The organism is Bradyrhizobium sp. 4, assembly GCF_023100905.1.
Classification (GTDB): domain Bacteria; phylum Pseudomonadota; class Alphaproteobacteria; order Rhizobiales; family Xanthobacteraceae; genus Bradyrhizobium.
Genome location: NZ_CP064686.1, coordinates 5419422 through 5435513, shown reverse-complemented (window position 1 = coordinate 5435513; position 16092 = coordinate 5419422). Strand labels below are relative to the sequence as shown.

The 16092-nt window shown below is 63.7% G+C and carries 15 protein-coding genes; 11 read left to right on the top strand and 4 right to left on the bottom strand.

Going from position 1 to position 16092, the window contains the following annotated elements:
• Positions 1-236: 236 nt before the first annotated feature.
• The gene (locus tag IVB45_RS25865) at positions 237-584 is read right to left on the bottom strand and encodes a hypothetical protein (protein WP_247356580.1); all 348 of its coding nucleotides are present in this window, start codon (positions 582-584) and stop codon (positions 237-239) included.
• 587 nt (positions 585-1171) lie between these two features.
• Between IVB45_RS25865 and IVB45_RS25860 the strand changes: the two genes are divergently transcribed.
• Positions 1172-1810, top strand: a complete 639-nt coding sequence (locus IVB45_RS25860; protein ID WP_247356581.1) for a DUF3102 domain-containing protein — start codon at positions 1172-1174, stop codon at positions 1808-1810.
• A 159-nt stretch (positions 1811-1969) separates the two neighbouring features.
• Here the strand turns inward: IVB45_RS25860 and IVB45_RS25855 are convergent, their stop codons facing one another.
• Positions 1970-2398, bottom strand: a complete 429-nt coding sequence (locus IVB45_RS25855; RefSeq protein ID WP_247356582.1) for a heme-binding protein — start codon at positions 2396-2398, stop codon at positions 1970-1972.
• A complete protein-coding gene (locus IVB45_RS25850; protein ID WP_247356583.1) occupies positions 2391-5402 on the bottom strand; it encodes an FAD-binding and (Fe-S)-binding domain-containing protein in 3012 nt (1003 codons plus the stop codon). The genes IVB45_RS25855 and IVB45_RS25850 overlap by 8 nt, the downstream gene beginning before the upstream one ends.
• Positions 5403-5633: 231 nt before the next feature.
• On the opposite strand from IVB45_RS25850, the gene IVB45_RS25845 reads away from it, so the two are divergent.
• The 10 genes from IVB45_RS25845 to IVB45_RS25800 all read left to right on the top strand — a co-directional run bounded on the left by IVB45_RS25845 (position 5634) and on the right by IVB45_RS25800 (position 14776).
• Positions 5634-6833, top strand: a complete 1200-nt coding sequence (locus IVB45_RS25845) for an aminotransferase class V-fold PLP-dependent enzyme (protein ID WP_247356585.1) — start codon at positions 5634-5636, stop codon at positions 6831-6833.
• Positions 6834-6877: 44 nt separating this feature from the next.
• A complete protein-coding gene (locus tag IVB45_RS25840; RefSeq protein WP_247356587.1) occupies positions 6878-7675 on the top strand; it encodes an enoyl-CoA hydratase/isomerase family protein in 798 nt (265 codons plus the stop codon).
• Positions 7676-7821: 146 nt separating this feature from the next.
• Entirely contained in the window at positions 7822-8796 is a 975-nt protein-coding gene (locus IVB45_RS25835) for a tripartite tricarboxylate transporter substrate-binding protein (protein WP_247356589.1), read from the top strand.
• A 176-nt stretch (positions 8797-8972) separates the two neighbouring features.
• Positions 8973-9515 (top strand): tripartite tricarboxylate transporter TctB family protein, encoded by a 543-nt coding sequence (locus IVB45_RS25830; RefSeq protein ID WP_247356591.1) that lies wholly within the window; start codon positions 8973-8975, stop codon positions 9513-9515.
• A 12-nt stretch (positions 9516-9527) separates the two neighbouring features.
• Positions 9528-11051: a tripartite tricarboxylate transporter permease gene (locus IVB45_RS25825; protein WP_247356592.1), complete on the top strand. Its 1524-nt coding sequence runs from the start codon at positions 9528-9530 to the stop codon at positions 11049-11051.
• Between the two features lie 149 nt (positions 11052-11200).
• Positions 11201-12070 (top strand): outer membrane protein, encoded by an 870-nt coding sequence (locus tag IVB45_RS25820; protein WP_247356593.1) that lies wholly within the window; start codon positions 11201-11203, stop codon positions 12068-12070.
• 445 nt (positions 12071-12515) lie between these two features.
• Complete coding sequence (locus IVB45_RS25815) at positions 12516-13409, top strand: outer membrane protein (RefSeq protein WP_247356594.1); 894 nt, start codon at positions 12516-12518, stop codon at positions 13407-13409.
• A gap of 180 nt (positions 13410-13589) precedes the next feature.
• A complete protein-coding gene (locus tag IVB45_RS25810) occupies positions 13590-13970 on the top strand; it encodes a hypothetical protein (RefSeq protein ID WP_247807530.1) in 381 nt (126 codons plus the stop codon).
• Complete coding sequence (locus tag IVB45_RS25805; protein ID WP_247356596.1) at positions 13919-14434, top strand: leishmanolysin; 516 nt, start codon at positions 13919-13921, stop codon at positions 14432-14434. The genes IVB45_RS25810 and IVB45_RS25805 overlap by 52 nt, the downstream gene beginning before the upstream one ends.
• A 69-nt stretch (positions 14435-14503) precedes the next feature.
• Positions 14504-14776, top strand: coding sequence for a hypothetical protein (locus tag IVB45_RS25800; protein ID WP_247356598.1), 273 nt, complete (start codon positions 14504-14506; stop codon positions 14774-14776).
• A gap of 90 nt (positions 14777-14866) precedes the next feature.
• On the opposite strand, the gene IVB45_RS25795 is transcribed toward IVB45_RS25800, so the two are convergent.
• Positions 14867-16060, bottom strand: a complete 1194-nt coding sequence (locus IVB45_RS25795) for a CoA transferase (RefSeq protein ID WP_247356601.1) — start codon at positions 16058-16060, stop codon at positions 14867-14869.
• Between the last annotated feature and the right edge of the window lie 32 nt (positions 16061-16092).

Here is a 16092-nt window from a genome sequence, read left to right as displayed (position 1 = left end):
GCCGAATTGCCATCATTGAGAGAGTGAAGGGGGAGTTTTCGATCTGGCTGGCTTTTTCCCAGCCGGGCGCTCATCCGAGATGCGACCTTGCAAGCATATGAATCCCGAGCAGAAGAACTCTCTCACTGTATCGTAGATTAACGCAGCTGACAGTCAGACGCAACAACTCTCTTCGGTTCAGGCGAAATGCCTCCGCAAATCATACTTACTCGGCGGGCTATGGACAGGTGATATTCCTAAGCCACAAACGCCGCCCACGCGCCGCTCGATGCTTCGCGCCCCGCCGCCTTCAAGGCCGTCAGGCCCGGCGGGTCATCGTCGGCAAATCCGCCAACAGCAGACGCCGAAGGAGCATTCTGCTCGCTCGTCTCCTTCCGGAACTCCACCGCCGAGACCATGGCGCTCGCCCTCGCCTGCTCAATCAGCCGTTCCTGATCTGCGACCGGCAGGAGCGGAAGCGCATCGAACTCCGCCGCACGGTCGAGAGCCGTTCCCGCAACGCGCTTGAGATTGGGGCTAGCGTTCCTGGCAGCGCGGAGAACCAGGCGCTGTACCGTCCGCTCCGACTTGCCGGTTCGTTTCACAGTTTCGGTCGTGAACGACGGTGGTGGTTCTTATCCAGGAAGATGGCGACGCAATTCAATGCGTCGTTGCGTCCCGATGACAGGCTTATCCGACTGGTGGTTCGAACATAGCATGATCGGCCAAAGGACGGCCAGGACCGGCATGGTAGAGAAAGCCGGCAACGTGAAAAGCTCAATCGGGCTACTGCTGCCATTGGCGCAAGATTTCGGGTGTTGCTCGGAAGCTTCGTGATGCCCGCAAAGGACGTGCCGAAGCGTTACTCTGCTTTCGAGCGACGACCGCCCTGGAGAGACGCGAGACGGTTTGAACTTCGCCGCAAACCGAGGAGAGGCGCTGGCTCTGGCGGACCGCCGCCATTTCGGACGTTCGAGCAACGGTTTTTCGCAACGGGCTCCAGCTCCGCCGACGCCAGTCGGCATGTCCGGATGAGCGCATCACGGAGGGGGCAAAAGCGAAAAGCTTTTCGCATTTGGTCGATCGCGGCAGTGTGCCAAGTTGCCATCATTCTGGAAACATTGACATTTTTCCAATAATAGCTATTGGTATGGAGCGTTAAAGTTTGGACACGCGTAACGGGTATGCAACCATGCCGAATGGCGACGGCTTCGATTACGGCCGACTTCCCCCGGACGTCAGGGATGATCTGAAGCGGCTCACCGCGGAAATCCTCCACGGCGAAAAGAACCTGACGCGCGGCGGGGTTGGGATCGGTCAAGCATTGCGGACCGCGAAAACCCATCTGAAACATGGGGACTTCGGCGAGTGGTGCGACCTGGAATTTGGCTACAAGCCGCGTACTGCGCAGCGCTACATGAACGCGGCGCTTCTATTCGCGCAGCACGGCGCCATTATTTACGCGTTGCCGCTCACTGCCGCGCAGGATCTTGGTGCTGCGGCAGTCGGCCCCGATGTGGTGGATACTGTAATCGCCCGCCTGCAGCGCGGCGAGCGGGTCACCGTCGAATGGGTAAAGGAAGCGATACGCCCCAGTAAGGAGAGTAGCACGCGGACGGACCAGTCCTCTTCCCGACACTCCAAGGTGATGGCGGCGATGATCACCGAGGCGATCGATCTCGATCTTTGCGCACTTCTGCAGGCATTCGTCCTGGAGCGGCCGGCGGGGCGGGTATTTCTCGCGGATTTGGCCGAACACGCAGCCATGCGGATCAGAAAAACCAGCGCCGCTCGGGCAAGGCCAGTGACCCTCAGTTTGACCGCTGGCTGAGTTGACTGAATATCGGCTTGCTGGATGCAGGGTCCAAGGCCGCAGAACTAGGTCGTCCTCTCCCGCACGTGCTGTAGTCCCTGGGCCCGCATTTCAGCATGAGGCTGCGAAGTTACCAGCGCGTTTTTTTTCAACTCTCGAAGGGAGACGGCAATGCGGCTAGCCCGCGTTGGCCTTCAGTCCTGCCGCCTGGATGCCGGCAACCGCGCAGGCCTCGTCATTGTCGGAGGTGTCGCCGGAGACGCCGACTGCCCCTAACAGGGTGGTGCCGTCCTGGATCAGCACGCCGCCGGGGACCGGCACCAGCGCGCCCTTGGCGATGGTGTTCACGGCATCGATGAAATAGGCCTGCTCCTGCGCGCGCTGAAACAGGGCGCGTGAGCCCATGCCCAATGCGAGCGCGCCATAGGCCTTGCCGTGCGCGATCTCGGCGCGCATGAGGCTGGTGCCGTCCTGCGCCGCGGCGATCTTGAGCACGCCGCGGGCGTCGAGGACGGTGACGACCAGCGGCTTCAGCTTCAGCTCGGTGGATTTCGCGAAGGCGGCGTCGAGGATCTTGCGGGCGGTGTCGAGGGTGAGGTCAGCCATGGCTGGTTTCCTTTTCAACGGGAGGGGTTGTGGATTGGGTCTCGGCACGATCCAGGCTCATCGCCAGCACGCGTGCGACGTGAAGCGCCTGGCGCTCCGCGCCGTCGTGGATCTGGTGCCGGCAGGAGGTGCCGTCGGCAACGATGAGAGTATTCTGGTCCGCGCGCCGCACGGCGGGTAGCAGCGAGAGCTCGGCCATCTCGATCGAGGCATCGTAGGTATCCGCGCCGTAGCCGAAGGCGCCGGCCATGCCGCAGCAGCTCGACTCGATGGTCTCGACCTCAAGGCGAGGGATGAGGCGCAGCACCTGCTCGACCGGCTTGAACGCACCGAAGGATTTTTGATGGCAATGGCCGTGCACCACGGCTTTGTCGGCAACGCTGCCGAGCGGCAGTTGCAGTCGGCCGGCCTCGGCCTCCCGCACCAGGAATTCCTCGAAGGTCAACGCGTGGGCGCCGACGGCCTTGGCCTCATCGTCCTTGCGCAGCGAGGCGAGCTCGTCGCGCAAGGTCAAAAGGCAGCTTGGCTCGAGACCGACGATCGGCACGCCGCGCGTGGCGAAGGGCGCGAAGGCGGCGACGAGACGATCGAGCTCTGACCTGGCTTCGTCGACAAGGCCCGCTGACAGGAAGGTGCGGCCGCAGCACAGCGGACGGCTGCCGCTTGCAGGTTTCGGCAGATGCACGCGGTAGCCGCCGGCTTCAAGCACGCGCAGCGCGGCGTCGAGATTTTCGCGCTCATAGATGCGGTTGAAGGTATCGGCGAACAGCACGACCTCGCGGCCGGTCTCCGGCCCGACCACTTCGGCCGGCGGCACGAACACGTCGCTGCGGAAGGCGGGCAGCGCGCGGCGGGCGCTGATGCCGGCAAAGCGCTCGAACAGCTTTCGCAACAGCGGGCTGCGGTTGCGCAAATTCGCCAACGGCGCGAAGCGCGACGCGAGGCCGGCATAGCGCGGGAGGTAGCCGACCAGCCGGTCGCGCAAGGTCAGGCCATGCGAGGCCGCGCGCGCGGCGAGCACCTCGATCTTCATCTTGGCCATGTCGACGCCGACAGGGCATTCGTGGCGGCAGGCCTTGCAGGACACGCAAAGCTTTAGCGTCTCCATCATCTCGTCGGAGGAGAGCGCGCCCGCGCCAAGCTGGCCGGAGATCGCGAGGCGCAGCGTGTTGGCGCGGCCTCGCGTCACGTCCTTCTCGTTGCGCGTCGCGCGGTAGGACGGGCACATCACGCCGCCCTCGAGCTTGCGGCAGGCGCCGTTGTTGTTGCACATCTCGACCGCGCCCTGAAAACCGCCGCCGGCCCCGGGATAGGCCGACCAGTCGAGCTTTGTCTTGAGTTCAGCGACGCGATACTCAGGCTTGAAGCGGAATAGCGAACGATCGTCCATCTTCGGTGCGTCGACGATCTTGCCGGGGTTGAGCACGCCCTCGGGATCAAAGCGCTGCTTCACTTCCCTGAAGTCGGCGACCAGGCGCTCGCCGAACATCGTTTCGTGGAATTCGGAGCGCACCAGGCCATCGCCGTGCTCGCCGGAATGCGAGCCCTTGTACTCGCGCACCAGTTCGAAGGCTTCCTCGGCGATGGCCCGCATCGCCTTGACGTCCTTGTCCAGCTTCAAATTCAGCACGGGCCGCACATGCAGGCAGCCTTCGGAGGCGTGAGCATACATCGTGCCGCTGGTGCCGTGCTTGGCGAACACCTCGCTCAGCCGTGCGGTGTAGTCGGCGAGATGCGGCAACGGCACGGCGCAGTCCTCGACGAAGGAGACCGGCTTGCCCTCCTGCTTCATCGACATCATGACGTTGAGGCCGGCGGCGCGGAAATCGGCGATCCCGCTCTGCAGCGCGGGCTCGGTGATTTCCACCACGCCCCCCCATTTGCGCTTGTCGTTGTTCCAGCCGAAGCCGAGATCGCCCATCAGCTCGCCGAGCTGCTTCAAGCGCACGAGGTTGTCCGCCTGATCCTCCTCGGCGAACTCGACCACGAGTACCGCATCCGGATCACCCTTGATCGCAGTGGAGATGATGGGTCGGAACATCGCGATGTCGCGGCCGAGTGCGAGCATGGTGCGGTCGACCAGCTCGACCGCGATCGGCTTGAGCTTGACCAGATGCTGGGCCGCGTCCATCGCCTCGTAAAAACTGCCGAAATGGCAGATGCCGAGCGCCTTGTTGCGGATCACGGGCCACAGCTTCAGCTCGACCTTGGTGGTGAAGGCGAGGGTCCCCTCGGAGCCGACGAGAAGGTGCGCCATGTTGTTGCGGGCATTGCGCGGCACCAGCGCATCGAGATTGTAGCCGCCGACACGGCGCTGCACTTTTGGAAAGCGTGCGGCGATCTCCCCGGCCTCGCGGGCGCCGAGATCGAGCATGTCGCGGAACAGGGCGCGGGCGCTGTCGTTCGCATCGAGATCGGAGAGATCGCGCGAGACCTCGCCGAAGCGGCTCAGCGTGCCGTCGGCAAGCGCGGCCTCCATCGACAGTGTGTTGTCGCGCATGGTGCCGTAGCGCAGGCTACGGCCGCCGCAGGAATTGTTGCCGGCCATGCCGCCGATTGTGGCGCGCGAGGCCGTAGAGACGTCGACCGGAAACCAGAGGCCGTGTTTCTTCAGCTGGCGGTTGAGGTCGTCGAGCACGATGCCCGGCTCGACCACGCAGGTGCGTCCTTCGACGTCGAGCGACAGGATCCGGTTCAGGTGCTTCGAGAGATCGACCACGAGACCGTCATTGACGGTCTGGCCGCATTGCGAGGTGCCGCCGCCGCGCGGGGTCACCTTCAGTCCCTCGTCGCGCGCGATCGCCAGCGCCCGCAAGGCCTCGTCCATGGTGCGCGGCACCACCACGCCATGGGGCATGATCTGGTAGAAGGAAGCGTCGGTGGCGTAGCGGCCGCGGCTGAAAGCGTCGAACAGGACGTCGCCGGTCACGTCCCGGGCCAGACGTGCCGCGAGGCCGTCCTTTTTGGCCGATTCCTGTGATTTCCCGGGCACTTCCGCCGCCATGGTCCGCTCTTGCCTGTTCGCCGCCCCCGTCTTGCCTCCGGTCACGGCCCTTGGCAAGGCGAGCCCTGCTTCTTGTGCATTGACGGACCCCGCCCGGCGAGGGACAAGCCCGGCGAATAGTGATACTCGAGCGGCTCGCGCAGCCCCTTGAGACCAAAAGGCTGGAAGTCAAGCTGGGCTCAAGGCCAAGACAGACGCAAAAGACAGATTCAAAGACCGGGAAGGACGCCGATGACCGTGCATACTGGAAGGCATTTTCTCCAGATTCCAGGACCGACCAACGTGCCCGACCGGGTGCTGCGGGCGATGGACATGCCGACGCTGGATCATCGCGGTCCGGAGTTCGCCGAGCTCGGTTTCGCCGTCCTCGCCGGCATGCAGCGGGTGTTCCGCACCAAGCAGCCCGTGATCATCTTCCCCTCGTCCGGCACCGGCGCCTGGGAAGCCGCGATGGTCAACGTGCTCGCGCCCGGTGACAAGGTCCTGATGTGCGAGACCGGCCAGTTCGCCGTGCTGTGGCGCGGCATCGCCGACAAGTTCAAGCTCGACGTCGATTTCATCCCGAGTGACTGGCGCCATGGTGCCGACCTCGCCGAGATCGAGAAGCGCCTTACCGCCGACAAGCAGCACACCATCAAAGCGGTCTGCGTCGTCCACAACGAGACCTCGACCGGCTGCGTGACGCCGCCGCTGGAGGTGCGCAAGCTGCTCGACCGGGTCAAGCATCCCGCGCTGCTGATGGTCGACACCATCTCCGGCCTCGGCTCGATCGAGTACGAGCACGATGCCTGGGGCATCGACGTCTCGGTCGCCGGCTCGCAGAAGGGCCTGATGCTGCCACCGGGCCTCGGCTTCAACGCCGTCTCGGAGAAAGCGCTCGCGGTGGCCAAGGCCAACCCCGGCATGCGCTCCTATTGGGACTGGCAGGAGGTCATCTCCTTCAACAAGCTCGGCACCTTCCCCTATACGCCCGCCACCAATTTGCTCTACGGCCTGCGCGAGGCGATCAAGATGCTGGAAGAGGAGGGGCTCGAGAACGTCTGGACCCGCCACAAGCGCCATAGCGCGGCGACGCGCGCCGCGATCAAGGTCTGGGGCCTGGAGACGCAGTGCGCCGATCCTGCCGCGCATTCGCCGGCGCTGACAGGCGTGCGCGTGCCTGATGGCCATGACGCCGATGCCTTCCGCAAGGTGGTGCTGGAAAACTTCGACATGTCGCTCGGCACTGGCCTGAACAAGGTCAAGGGCAAGGTGTTCCGCATCGGCCATATCGGCCATTTCAACGACCTGATGCTGATGGGGACGCTCGCCGGCGTCGAGATGGGCCTCGATCTTGCAAAGATCCCGCACCGGAGCGGCGGCGTGTTGGCGGCCATGGACGTCCTGAAGGGACGCGACGCGGTGCCGATGACCAAAGCTCAGGTGGCCTGAAGGCCCAGGTTGCCTGAACTAACCTAGAGAAAAGAGAGCGCGCGATGAACGCACCGACGACCGCCAACGAAGACCTGCTCTACTCCGTCACGGACGGCATCGCGCGGATCACCTTCAACCGCCAGCAGGCGCGCAACGCACTGACCTTCGCCATGTACGAGCGCATGGCGGAGATCTGCCAGGAGATCAACGCCGACCGCTCGATCAAGGCGCTGATCCTGACCGGCGCCGGCGACAAGGCGTTTGCCTCCGGCACCGACATTTCTCAGTTTTGTGCGTTCAAAACCGCGCAGGATGCGCTCGACTATGAGGCCCGCATCGACCGCGTGCTCGGTACGCTCGAGCAGTGCCGCGTGCCCGTGATCGCGGCGATCGCGGGGGCATGCACCGGCGGCGGCGCCGGAATTGCGGCTTGCTGCGACCTGCGCATCGGGACTGAAACGACGCGCATCGGGTTTCCGATCGCGCGCACGCTCGGCAACTGCCTGTCGATGTCGAACATCAGCCGCGTCGTCTCGCTGGTCGGCCCCGCCCGCACCAAGGATCTGATCTTCAAGGCACGCCTCGTCGAAGCGCCGGAAGCACTGGCGCTCGGCCTTCTCAACGAGATCGTTCCCGACGTCGAGACGCTGCAGCGCCGCGCCGACGAGACCGCCAGGCTCGTGGCGAGCCACGCCCCGCTGACGCTTGAAGCGACCAAGGAGGCAGTCCGCCGCATCCGCCGCACGCTGTCGCGCGAAGAGGGCGAGGATCTGATCCTCAAGGCCTATATGAGCGAAGATTTCCGCGAGGGAATGGACGCCTTCCTCAACAAGCGCACGCCGAACTGGAAGGGCAGGTAGCGCGAGCTAGGCTGGCTTCGTCCTAAAGTCATAGGTAGCGGCATCCTCGCCTGCTTGAACTCGCTCGCAATAGTCCGCACAATGTGTCGATAAATTCCTGGCAAACAAAGCCAATAATCCAGGGGACGACACTCGTGCGAATTCTAATGCAAGCTGTTGGCGTCGCAGCAGCGCTATCGTTGAGCACGCCGGCCTTTGCCGGCTGGGAGCCGACCAAACCGGTCGAGATCGTGGTCGCGGCAGGCGCGGGCGGCGCCTCCGACCAGATGGCGCGGATGATGCAAGCCGCCATCCAGAAGAACAATCTGATGAAGCAACCGATTGTGGTCTCGCTCAAGGGCGGGGCTTCCGGCGCCGAAGCGCTGATGTACATGAAATCCAGCGAGGGCGACCCCAACAAGGTGCTGATCGCCTATTCGCTGATCTATATGCTGCCGCTGTCGGCAAAGATCCCGTTCAACTGGCGTGAGCTGACCCCGGTTTCGGTGATCGCGCTCGACCAGTTCGTGCTGTGGGACAACAGCGCGGGTCCCAAGACGGTGAAGGAGTTCGTCGCGGCCGCGAAGGCGGCAGCCGCGCCGTTCAAGATGGGCGGCACCGGCTCCAAGCGCGAGGATCACGTGTTGACCGTGTTCCTCGAGCAGAAGACCGGCGCGAAATTCTCCTATCTGCCTTATAAGTCCGGCGGCGAGGCCGCGACCCAGCTCGTCGGCAACCACACCGAATCCAACGTCAACAATCCATCCGAGAATCTCGAAGTCTGGCGCGCGGGCCAGGTGCGTCCGCTCTGCGTGTTCGACAAGGAGCGGATCTCCTACACGAGCAAGGTGACGGAGACGCAGTCCTGGGCAGACATCCCCACCTGCAAGGAGGAGGGCGTCGATGTCCAGTATCTGATGCTGCGCGCGATGTTCCTGCCCGGCAAGGTCACGGCGGAACAGCAGGCGTTCTACGTCGAGCTGTTCCACAAGGTGACGCAGACGTCCGAATACAAGGACTACATGGAAAAGCAGGCGCTGAAGCCGATCTTTCTCACCGGCAAGGACATGGTGCAATTCCTCGAGGAGGACGATGCAGTCAACAAGTCGCTGATGACGGAAGCCGGATTCGTCGCGAAGTGATTGCTTCACCTCGCCCCGCTTGCGGGGAGAGGTCGGATTGCATCCAAGATGCAATCCGGGTGAGGGGGACTCTCCGCGAGTTCAACTCTCACCGTCCCCGCCGTGACTTCCCCTCACCCTAACCCTCTCTCCGCAAGCGGGTTGAGGGGATCAGCCGCAGCGGTTGTTGTCAGCTCATGTCCAAAACCGATCTTGAAATCGTCGTCGACGATCCGACCGCGCCCGAAGACGACTCGCCTTCCGTCGTCTCCTCCGGCACGGTGGAAATATTCGTCTGCCTCCTGCTGCTCGCGCTGGCCGCGACGCTCGGCTACGACAATTGGCGCACCGGCGCCTCCTGGGATTCGACCGGGCCGGAGCCCGGCTATTTCCCGTTCTATCTCTCCGTCGTTCTCGGTGGTGCCAGCCTCTACGGCCTGATCGTGGCGCTGGTCGCTCACCGCGCGGCAGCTGAGACCTTCGTCACGCGCGCGCAAGCCCGCCGCGTGATGGCGGTGTTCGGGCCGACGCTGCTGTTCTGCCTGACGACGCAGTTTCTCGGCCTCTATGTCGCGAGTTTCCTCCTGATCGCCAGCTTCATGCGTCTCGTCGGCAAGATCGCGCTGTGGAAGTCGCTGCTCACCGCTGCTGTATTCACGGCGATCATGTTCGTGACCTTCGACGTCGCCTTCGACGTCATCATGCCGAAAGGGCCGCTCGAAGCGGCCTTCGGCCACTAAGGCGGGCCCGCGATGGAAGCTTTCGGTCTCTTGCTTCACGGCTTTGCGGTCTTGCTGACGTGGAAGACGCTCGCGCTGATGATGGTCGGGCTGGTGCTCGGCATCTTCGTCGGCGTCTTGCCCGGGCTCGGCGGACCCAACGGCGTCGCGATCCTGTTGCCGCTCACCTTCACGATGGATCCGACCTCGGCGATCGTGATGCTGTCCTGCATCTACTGGGGCGCACTGTTCGGCGGCGCGATCACCTCGATCCTGTTCAACATCCCCGGCGAAGCCTGGTCGGTCGCGACCACTTTCGATGGCTATCCGATGGCGCAGCAGGGCAGGGCGGCGGAGGCGCTGACGGCGGCGTTCACGTCCTCCTTTATCGGCTCGCTGGTCGCGGTGCTGCTGATCACCTTTCTTGCGCCGATGATCTCGTCCTTTGCGTTGAAGTTTGGCCCGCCGGAGTTCTTCGCGGTGTATTTGCTGACCTTCTGCTCCTTCGTCGGGCTGGGGCGCGAGGCCAAGCACAAGACCGTCATCTCGATGTCGCTGGGACTGTTGCTCGCCGGCATCGGCATGGACACGGTGTCAGGCAATCTGCGCATGACCTTCGGCTCGTCCGAGCTTTTGCGAGGCATCAACTTCCTGGTCGCCGTCATCGGCCTGTTCGGCATCAGCGAGATCCTGCTGACGATGGAGGAGCGCCTGGCGCTGCGCGGACACGCGGCGAGCATATCGCTGCGCGTCGTGCTTGCTGTGTGGAAGGACCTGCCGAAATACTGGGTGACACTGCTGCGCTCCTCCTTCATCGGCTGCTGGCTCGGCATCACACCGGGCGGCGCGATCGCGGCCTCCTTCATGGGCTATAATCTGGCAAAACGCTTTGCCAAGGATCCCGAGAGCTTCGGCAAGGGCCGCATCGAGGGCGTGTTCGCGCCGGAGACGGCGGCGCATGCCTCCGGCACCGCGGCGCTGCTGCCGATGCTGGCGCTCGGCATTCCCGGCTCGGGCACCGCCGCGATCCTGCTCGGCGGGTTGATGGTGTGGGGGCTCAATCCGGGACCGCTGCTGTTCGTCGAGCACAAGGACTTCGTCTGGGGCCTGATCGCCTCGATGTATCTCGGCAATGTCGTCGGCCTCGTGCTGGTGCTGACGACGGTGCCGATCTTCGCCTCGATCCTGCGCGTGCCGTTCGCCGCGGTGGCGCCGATGATCGTGGTGTCATGCGCGATCGGCGCCTATGCGATCCAGAATGCGATGTTCGATATCTGGCTGATGCTCGGCTTCGGCGTCGTCGGCTACGTCTTCAAGAAGATCGGCATTCCGCTCGCTCCGTTCACGCTGGCGCTCGTGCTGGGCAACCGCGCCGAGGATGCCTTTCGTCTGTCGATGATCGGTGCCGGCGGCGACCTCAAGGTGTTCTGGTCGAACGGCTTGGTCGGCTCGATCACGACCTTGGCGATCGTGCTGCTGTTTTGGCCGGTGATCGACGGTTTGCTTGCCCGTGTCGGATTGACGCAGGGAGGCAAGCCGGTGCCAAGCAAGGCGTAATCAGCCATGGATTCAAGTACATGGGGGTGATGTCGTCCTGGTCCCAGGCGTTGCACGCTGCGATTGATCCGGGTTGTTGCTGACGCGGCACAGCCCTTTGGCGCTCCTCGGCGTATATCTTCATCACAAAATTGTGCGGAGGAATTGCCATGAAGCGGATTGTGATTGGAATGGCGGCGGCGATGTCGCTGTTCGCGACGGGCGCACTGGCTGCCGATCTGGCCGCTAGGCCCTACGTCAAGGCGCCGGTCATGGTTGATCCGGTCTGGAGCTGGACCGGATTCTACGTCGGCGCCAATGGCGGCTACAGCTGGGGCCGCTCGCGTACCGACGTCTCCTACTTCAATTCGGCAACAGGTGCTGCGATCGTGCCGCCCGCCGGCTCCATCACCAATGCGTCGTTCGACATGAACGGCGGCATCGCGGGCGGTCAGGCCGGCTACAACTGGCAGAGCGCCAACTGGGTCTACGGCATCGAGGGCGACCTGCAATGGTCGGGCGAGAAGGGCCGCGCCGGCTATAGCTGCGTTATCGCCACGCTTGCCGGCGGCGCCTGCCTTCCCGGTTTGACTTTCGCGCCCGCTGGTCTCGGGACTGCCACCACCCTGACGGTCGATCAGCATCTCCAGTGGTTCGGCACGGTGCGCGGCCGCGTCGGCATCCTGGCGACGCCCAAGGTGCTGTTCTACGGCACCGGCGGTTTGGCCTTCGGCGAAATCAAGACCACGGGCACCATGACCGGCTTCACGCCCGCGGGTGTCGCGATCGCCTCGGTCGGCTCGAATTCGACGACGCGCGCCGGCTGGACTGCCGGCGTGGGAGTCGAGGGCAAGATCACCCAGAACTGGAGCGCCAAGCTCGAATATCTCTATATGGATCTCGGCACCTTCTCGTCCGGTCCGTTCACGCTGGCGCCGCTCTCCACGGTCAGTGCCAACGTATCGTCGCGCTTCACCGACCACATCCTGCGCGCCGGCATCAACTACCAGTTCGGCGGCCCGGTGGTCGCCAGATACTAAGATCAACAGAGGCGTCAAGAACAAGCGAAGCCCGGCTCGAGCCGGGCTTTGTCGTTTCTGTCCTGATTTTTGGAAAATGGCGCCAGAACTAACGATCGGACGGCGCGATCGACTTGTTGCGGTCGCGCCCCATCCGCGGCCTGATCTGCTCTGGTTGGACCCGCTGAGCCGTATGCGTCGAGCGCCTCCCGACGCCATCGCGCCAGTCTGCGAAATTCATCCGGCCATCAAATCCTACTGAGATAGCAGCGATTTCGAGCACGCCCGGATGGTGCGCGCGCGCCTCTCGTGCGCGACCGTCCGCTCGCATCCCACAAACGACTGACCTTCGTTCGCACGACGCGGAGCGATGCGCTCTTCCCTAGTGTCGCGGCACTGAGTCGCCCGCCTCGCCCGGCTTGCGCGAGGAGGCGAGCAGGCAACGCCGTTTGTCGAGGGAAGATTGATGACGCGAACTCTGCTGGTTGCGGTCGCGACCGCCATGCTGCTCGCACCGCCTGCCTTCGCCGCTGATCTCGCGGTGCCGCACATTTATACCAAGGCGCCGCCGGTGGCCGTAGATCCCGGCCACGATTGGAGCGGCTTCTACGCCGGCATCAACGTCGGCTATGGCTGGGGTCGCTCGGCCACGACTGCGGATTTCGTCGACAGCGGAGGCGGCGCGCTATTGAACTCGAGCGCCGGCAAGTTCGATCTCAACGGCGTCACCGGCGGCGGACAGATCGGCTACAACTGGCAGCGCGAGATGTTCGTGGTCGGCTTCGAGGCCGATTTTCAGGGCAGCGGCCGGAAGGGCCGTTTCGATGCGCTATGCGCCGGCGCGCCGGAGGGCTTGCAGGACGGCGTCTGCACGCCGGGTCATCGCGGCGACAACACGTTCGATCCGGCACTGCCCGTTACGTTCAATCTCGTCCAGAGGCTCGACTGGTTCGGCACCGTCCGCGGCCGGCTAGGCGTGGCGGTGACGCCGCGCGTGCTGCTCTACGGCACCGGTGGTCTCGCTTATGGCCGCGTCTCCACCTCGGGCACCATCGCCGCGACCAATGTCAGTGGCAGTCCTGGAAGCGACGACAACCTGGCGTTCACGCCCGTTGCGGCAAATTTCAGCAACAGCACGACGAAGGTCGGTTGGACCGCAGGCGCCGGCATCGAAGGCGCCTTCGCCGACAATTGGAGCGCAAGGCTTGAATATCTCCATGTCGATCTCGGAACCGTATCGGGTTCGCTCGCAACGCCAGTAATCGCGCTCAGCGGCGCGCCCCTGGTCGTCGGCTACCGCTCGCACATCATCGACAACATCCTGCGCTTCGGCGTCAACTATCGCTTCAGCGGCACCTGAGCGACTGCTTCGCGAACAGCTTCTACGAGTCGAAAGCCCGGCGGTAACGCCGGGCTTTGCGGTCTTGGTGTGAGAACAGTCAGGCCCCGTGACGCTTTCTCGCACTTGTCAGCAAGGTTAATCGGGATCATTATGCAATCATAGATAGAAGTTTATTGATCTGCTTTTTTGGAGGACGTCATGGCTATTGAACACTATCGAGCCCGGAAAGGTGCCGAGATTTCACACGCGGTCGCAGCCGCAGCCGCCGGAGGCTACACCATCGAAGTTCAGTTTATGGGCGGACTGACAGATAAACAAAAGGCCGCTTTCAAGCTTGCGGCAAATCGTTGGACACACGCCATCGTCGGAGATTTGCCTGACGTCACGGTCGGTGGCGAAAGGATCAACAATCTTCGTACCACGGCGCAGGGCACTGACATCGACGGTCCCGGCAATGTTCTCGGCCAGGCGGGGCCGAACCGCTTGCGCCCGAAGAATGCGGGGGCCGCTGCGTTCCTGCCGGCGACATGCAATTCGATACGGCCGATCTCGCTGCTATGGAGGCCGACGGCACCCTGAACGACGTCATCACACACGAGATGGGGCATGTGATCGGTATCGGCACGATTTGGACGAACAAGAAATTGTTGAAAGGCGCCCACACCAACAACCCGACATTCAACGGTGCCAACGCAATGCGCGAATACGGCAAGCTTCGCGGTTCCGCGACGTCGCTGCCTGTGCCCGTCGAAAACACCGGTGGTGAAGGGACGGTGGACTCGCATTGGCGCGACACTGTGTTCGGCGCAGAGTTGATGACCGGTTTCGTCAATGAAGGCGGCAATCCAATGAGCCGGTTGACGATCGCCAGCTTGCAGGATCTCGGCTATCAGGTGAATATGGAGGTTGTCCAAGCGCATCACCTGCCTGATCATCTCCATATGGCCGAGGCGGGACTTGCTGCCGCGCATGCCGACAAGACAAGAGGCATCGTGCTCCGGCGGATTCCGATCACGTTGCCCGAGGAAAGCCTCGGCTCTTAGGCCAAGGCTCTTAGCCAAGGCTTTGCCGAGCAAGGCTCCCGGCGAAATTCAGGGGGAATCATGGAGGGCATGAAGCGACCGGAAGCGATTGTGCTTCCAGATTCGTCACTGATCCCGTCGGACTGCCTGATCTCCCCGCCGCCCAACCAGTTCACCCACCAGGTGGCGAGATCGCAGCCATTCTATGCCTCGCGTGGTATGCCGAGCGGACCACCGAACGGACAATTCGAGGCGGGAGCCAAGGTCGTTCTGCTCTATCATGATGGCGGAGAGCTTTGTAGGGTTGTCGACGCGGCCGGCCACTATGTCGACACGCGCTTCGACGGGTTGCGCAAGACGTAGACGACTGTGCAAGCAGTTGATGCCGGGCCGATCGTGATGTCCACGACGACGCGGATTCGAAAGGTCGGCCGCCGAGACGCGGCCGTTCTTTCACACCACTTTGGCGTCCCTGAGATTGGCAATCTCGTCCGTGCCGAAGCCGAACTCCTTCAGCACTTCGTCGGTCTGCTCGCCGAACTCCGGCGGCCGCGCCACCATCCTGCTCGGCGTGCGCGACAGCGTCACGGGCTGGCCGACCAGGCGGATGTCGCGATCCTCGTCATTCGGTACCTCCTGCGCGATGCCGAGATGCTTGACCTGTTCGTCTTCGAACATCTGGTCGATGGCGTAGATCGGCCCGCAGGGCACGCCGGCCTCGTTGAGTTCACGGACCCAGGTCTCGGTTGACTTCGTCAAGGTACGCTTCTCGATCTCGGAATTGAGCGCATCGCGGTTCTTGGAGCGGGCCGGCGCGGTCAGATAGTCGGGATGGCTGTAGAGTTCCGGCGCGCCGATCGCCTGCGCGCAGCGCTCCCAGATCCGGCCGCCCGTGGTGGCGATGTTGATGTAGCCGTCCGAGGTCTTGAACACGCCGGTCGGAATGCTGGTCGGGTGGTTGTTGCCGGCCTGCTTTGCCACTTCCTTCTCCATGAGCCAGCGTGCGGCCTGGAAGTCGAGCATGAAGATCTGGGCCTGCAGCAGCGAAGTCTGCACCCACTGGCCCTTGCCCGAGACCTCGCGCTCCAGCAGCGCGGTGAGGATGCCCATGGCACAGAACAGACCGGCGGTGAGGTCGGCGACCGGAATGCCGACCCGCATCGGGCCTTCGCCCGGCGCGCCGGTGATCGACATCAGCCCGCCCATGCCTTGCGCGATCTGATCGAAGCCCGGACGCTTGTGGTAGGGCCCGTCCTGGCCGAAGCCGGAGATGCTCCCGTAGACGATGCGCGGATTGATCCTGGCGAGGCCCTCATAATCGATACCGAGCTTCTTCTTCACGTCGGGGCGGAAATTCTCCACCACAACGTCGGCCTTGGCGGTGAGGCGCTTGAACGCGGCGAGCCCGCGCTCGTCCTTCAGGTTCAGCGTCATCGCCCGCTTGTTTCGATGCAAATTCTGGAAGTCGGCGCCCCGCCGCGGCCCGCCCGGCTGCTCGCCGCCGGCATCCTCGGTCAGCGCGTCGATCTTGATCACGTTCGCGCCCCAGTCGGCGAGCTGCCGCACGCAGGTGGGCCCAGACCGGACGCGGGTCAGATCGAGCACGGTGAAGCGCGACAGGGCTTCGGAGGCATGCGGAAAGGGCATCTTGATAGGCTCCGGGACAGATTGCAGTGCCA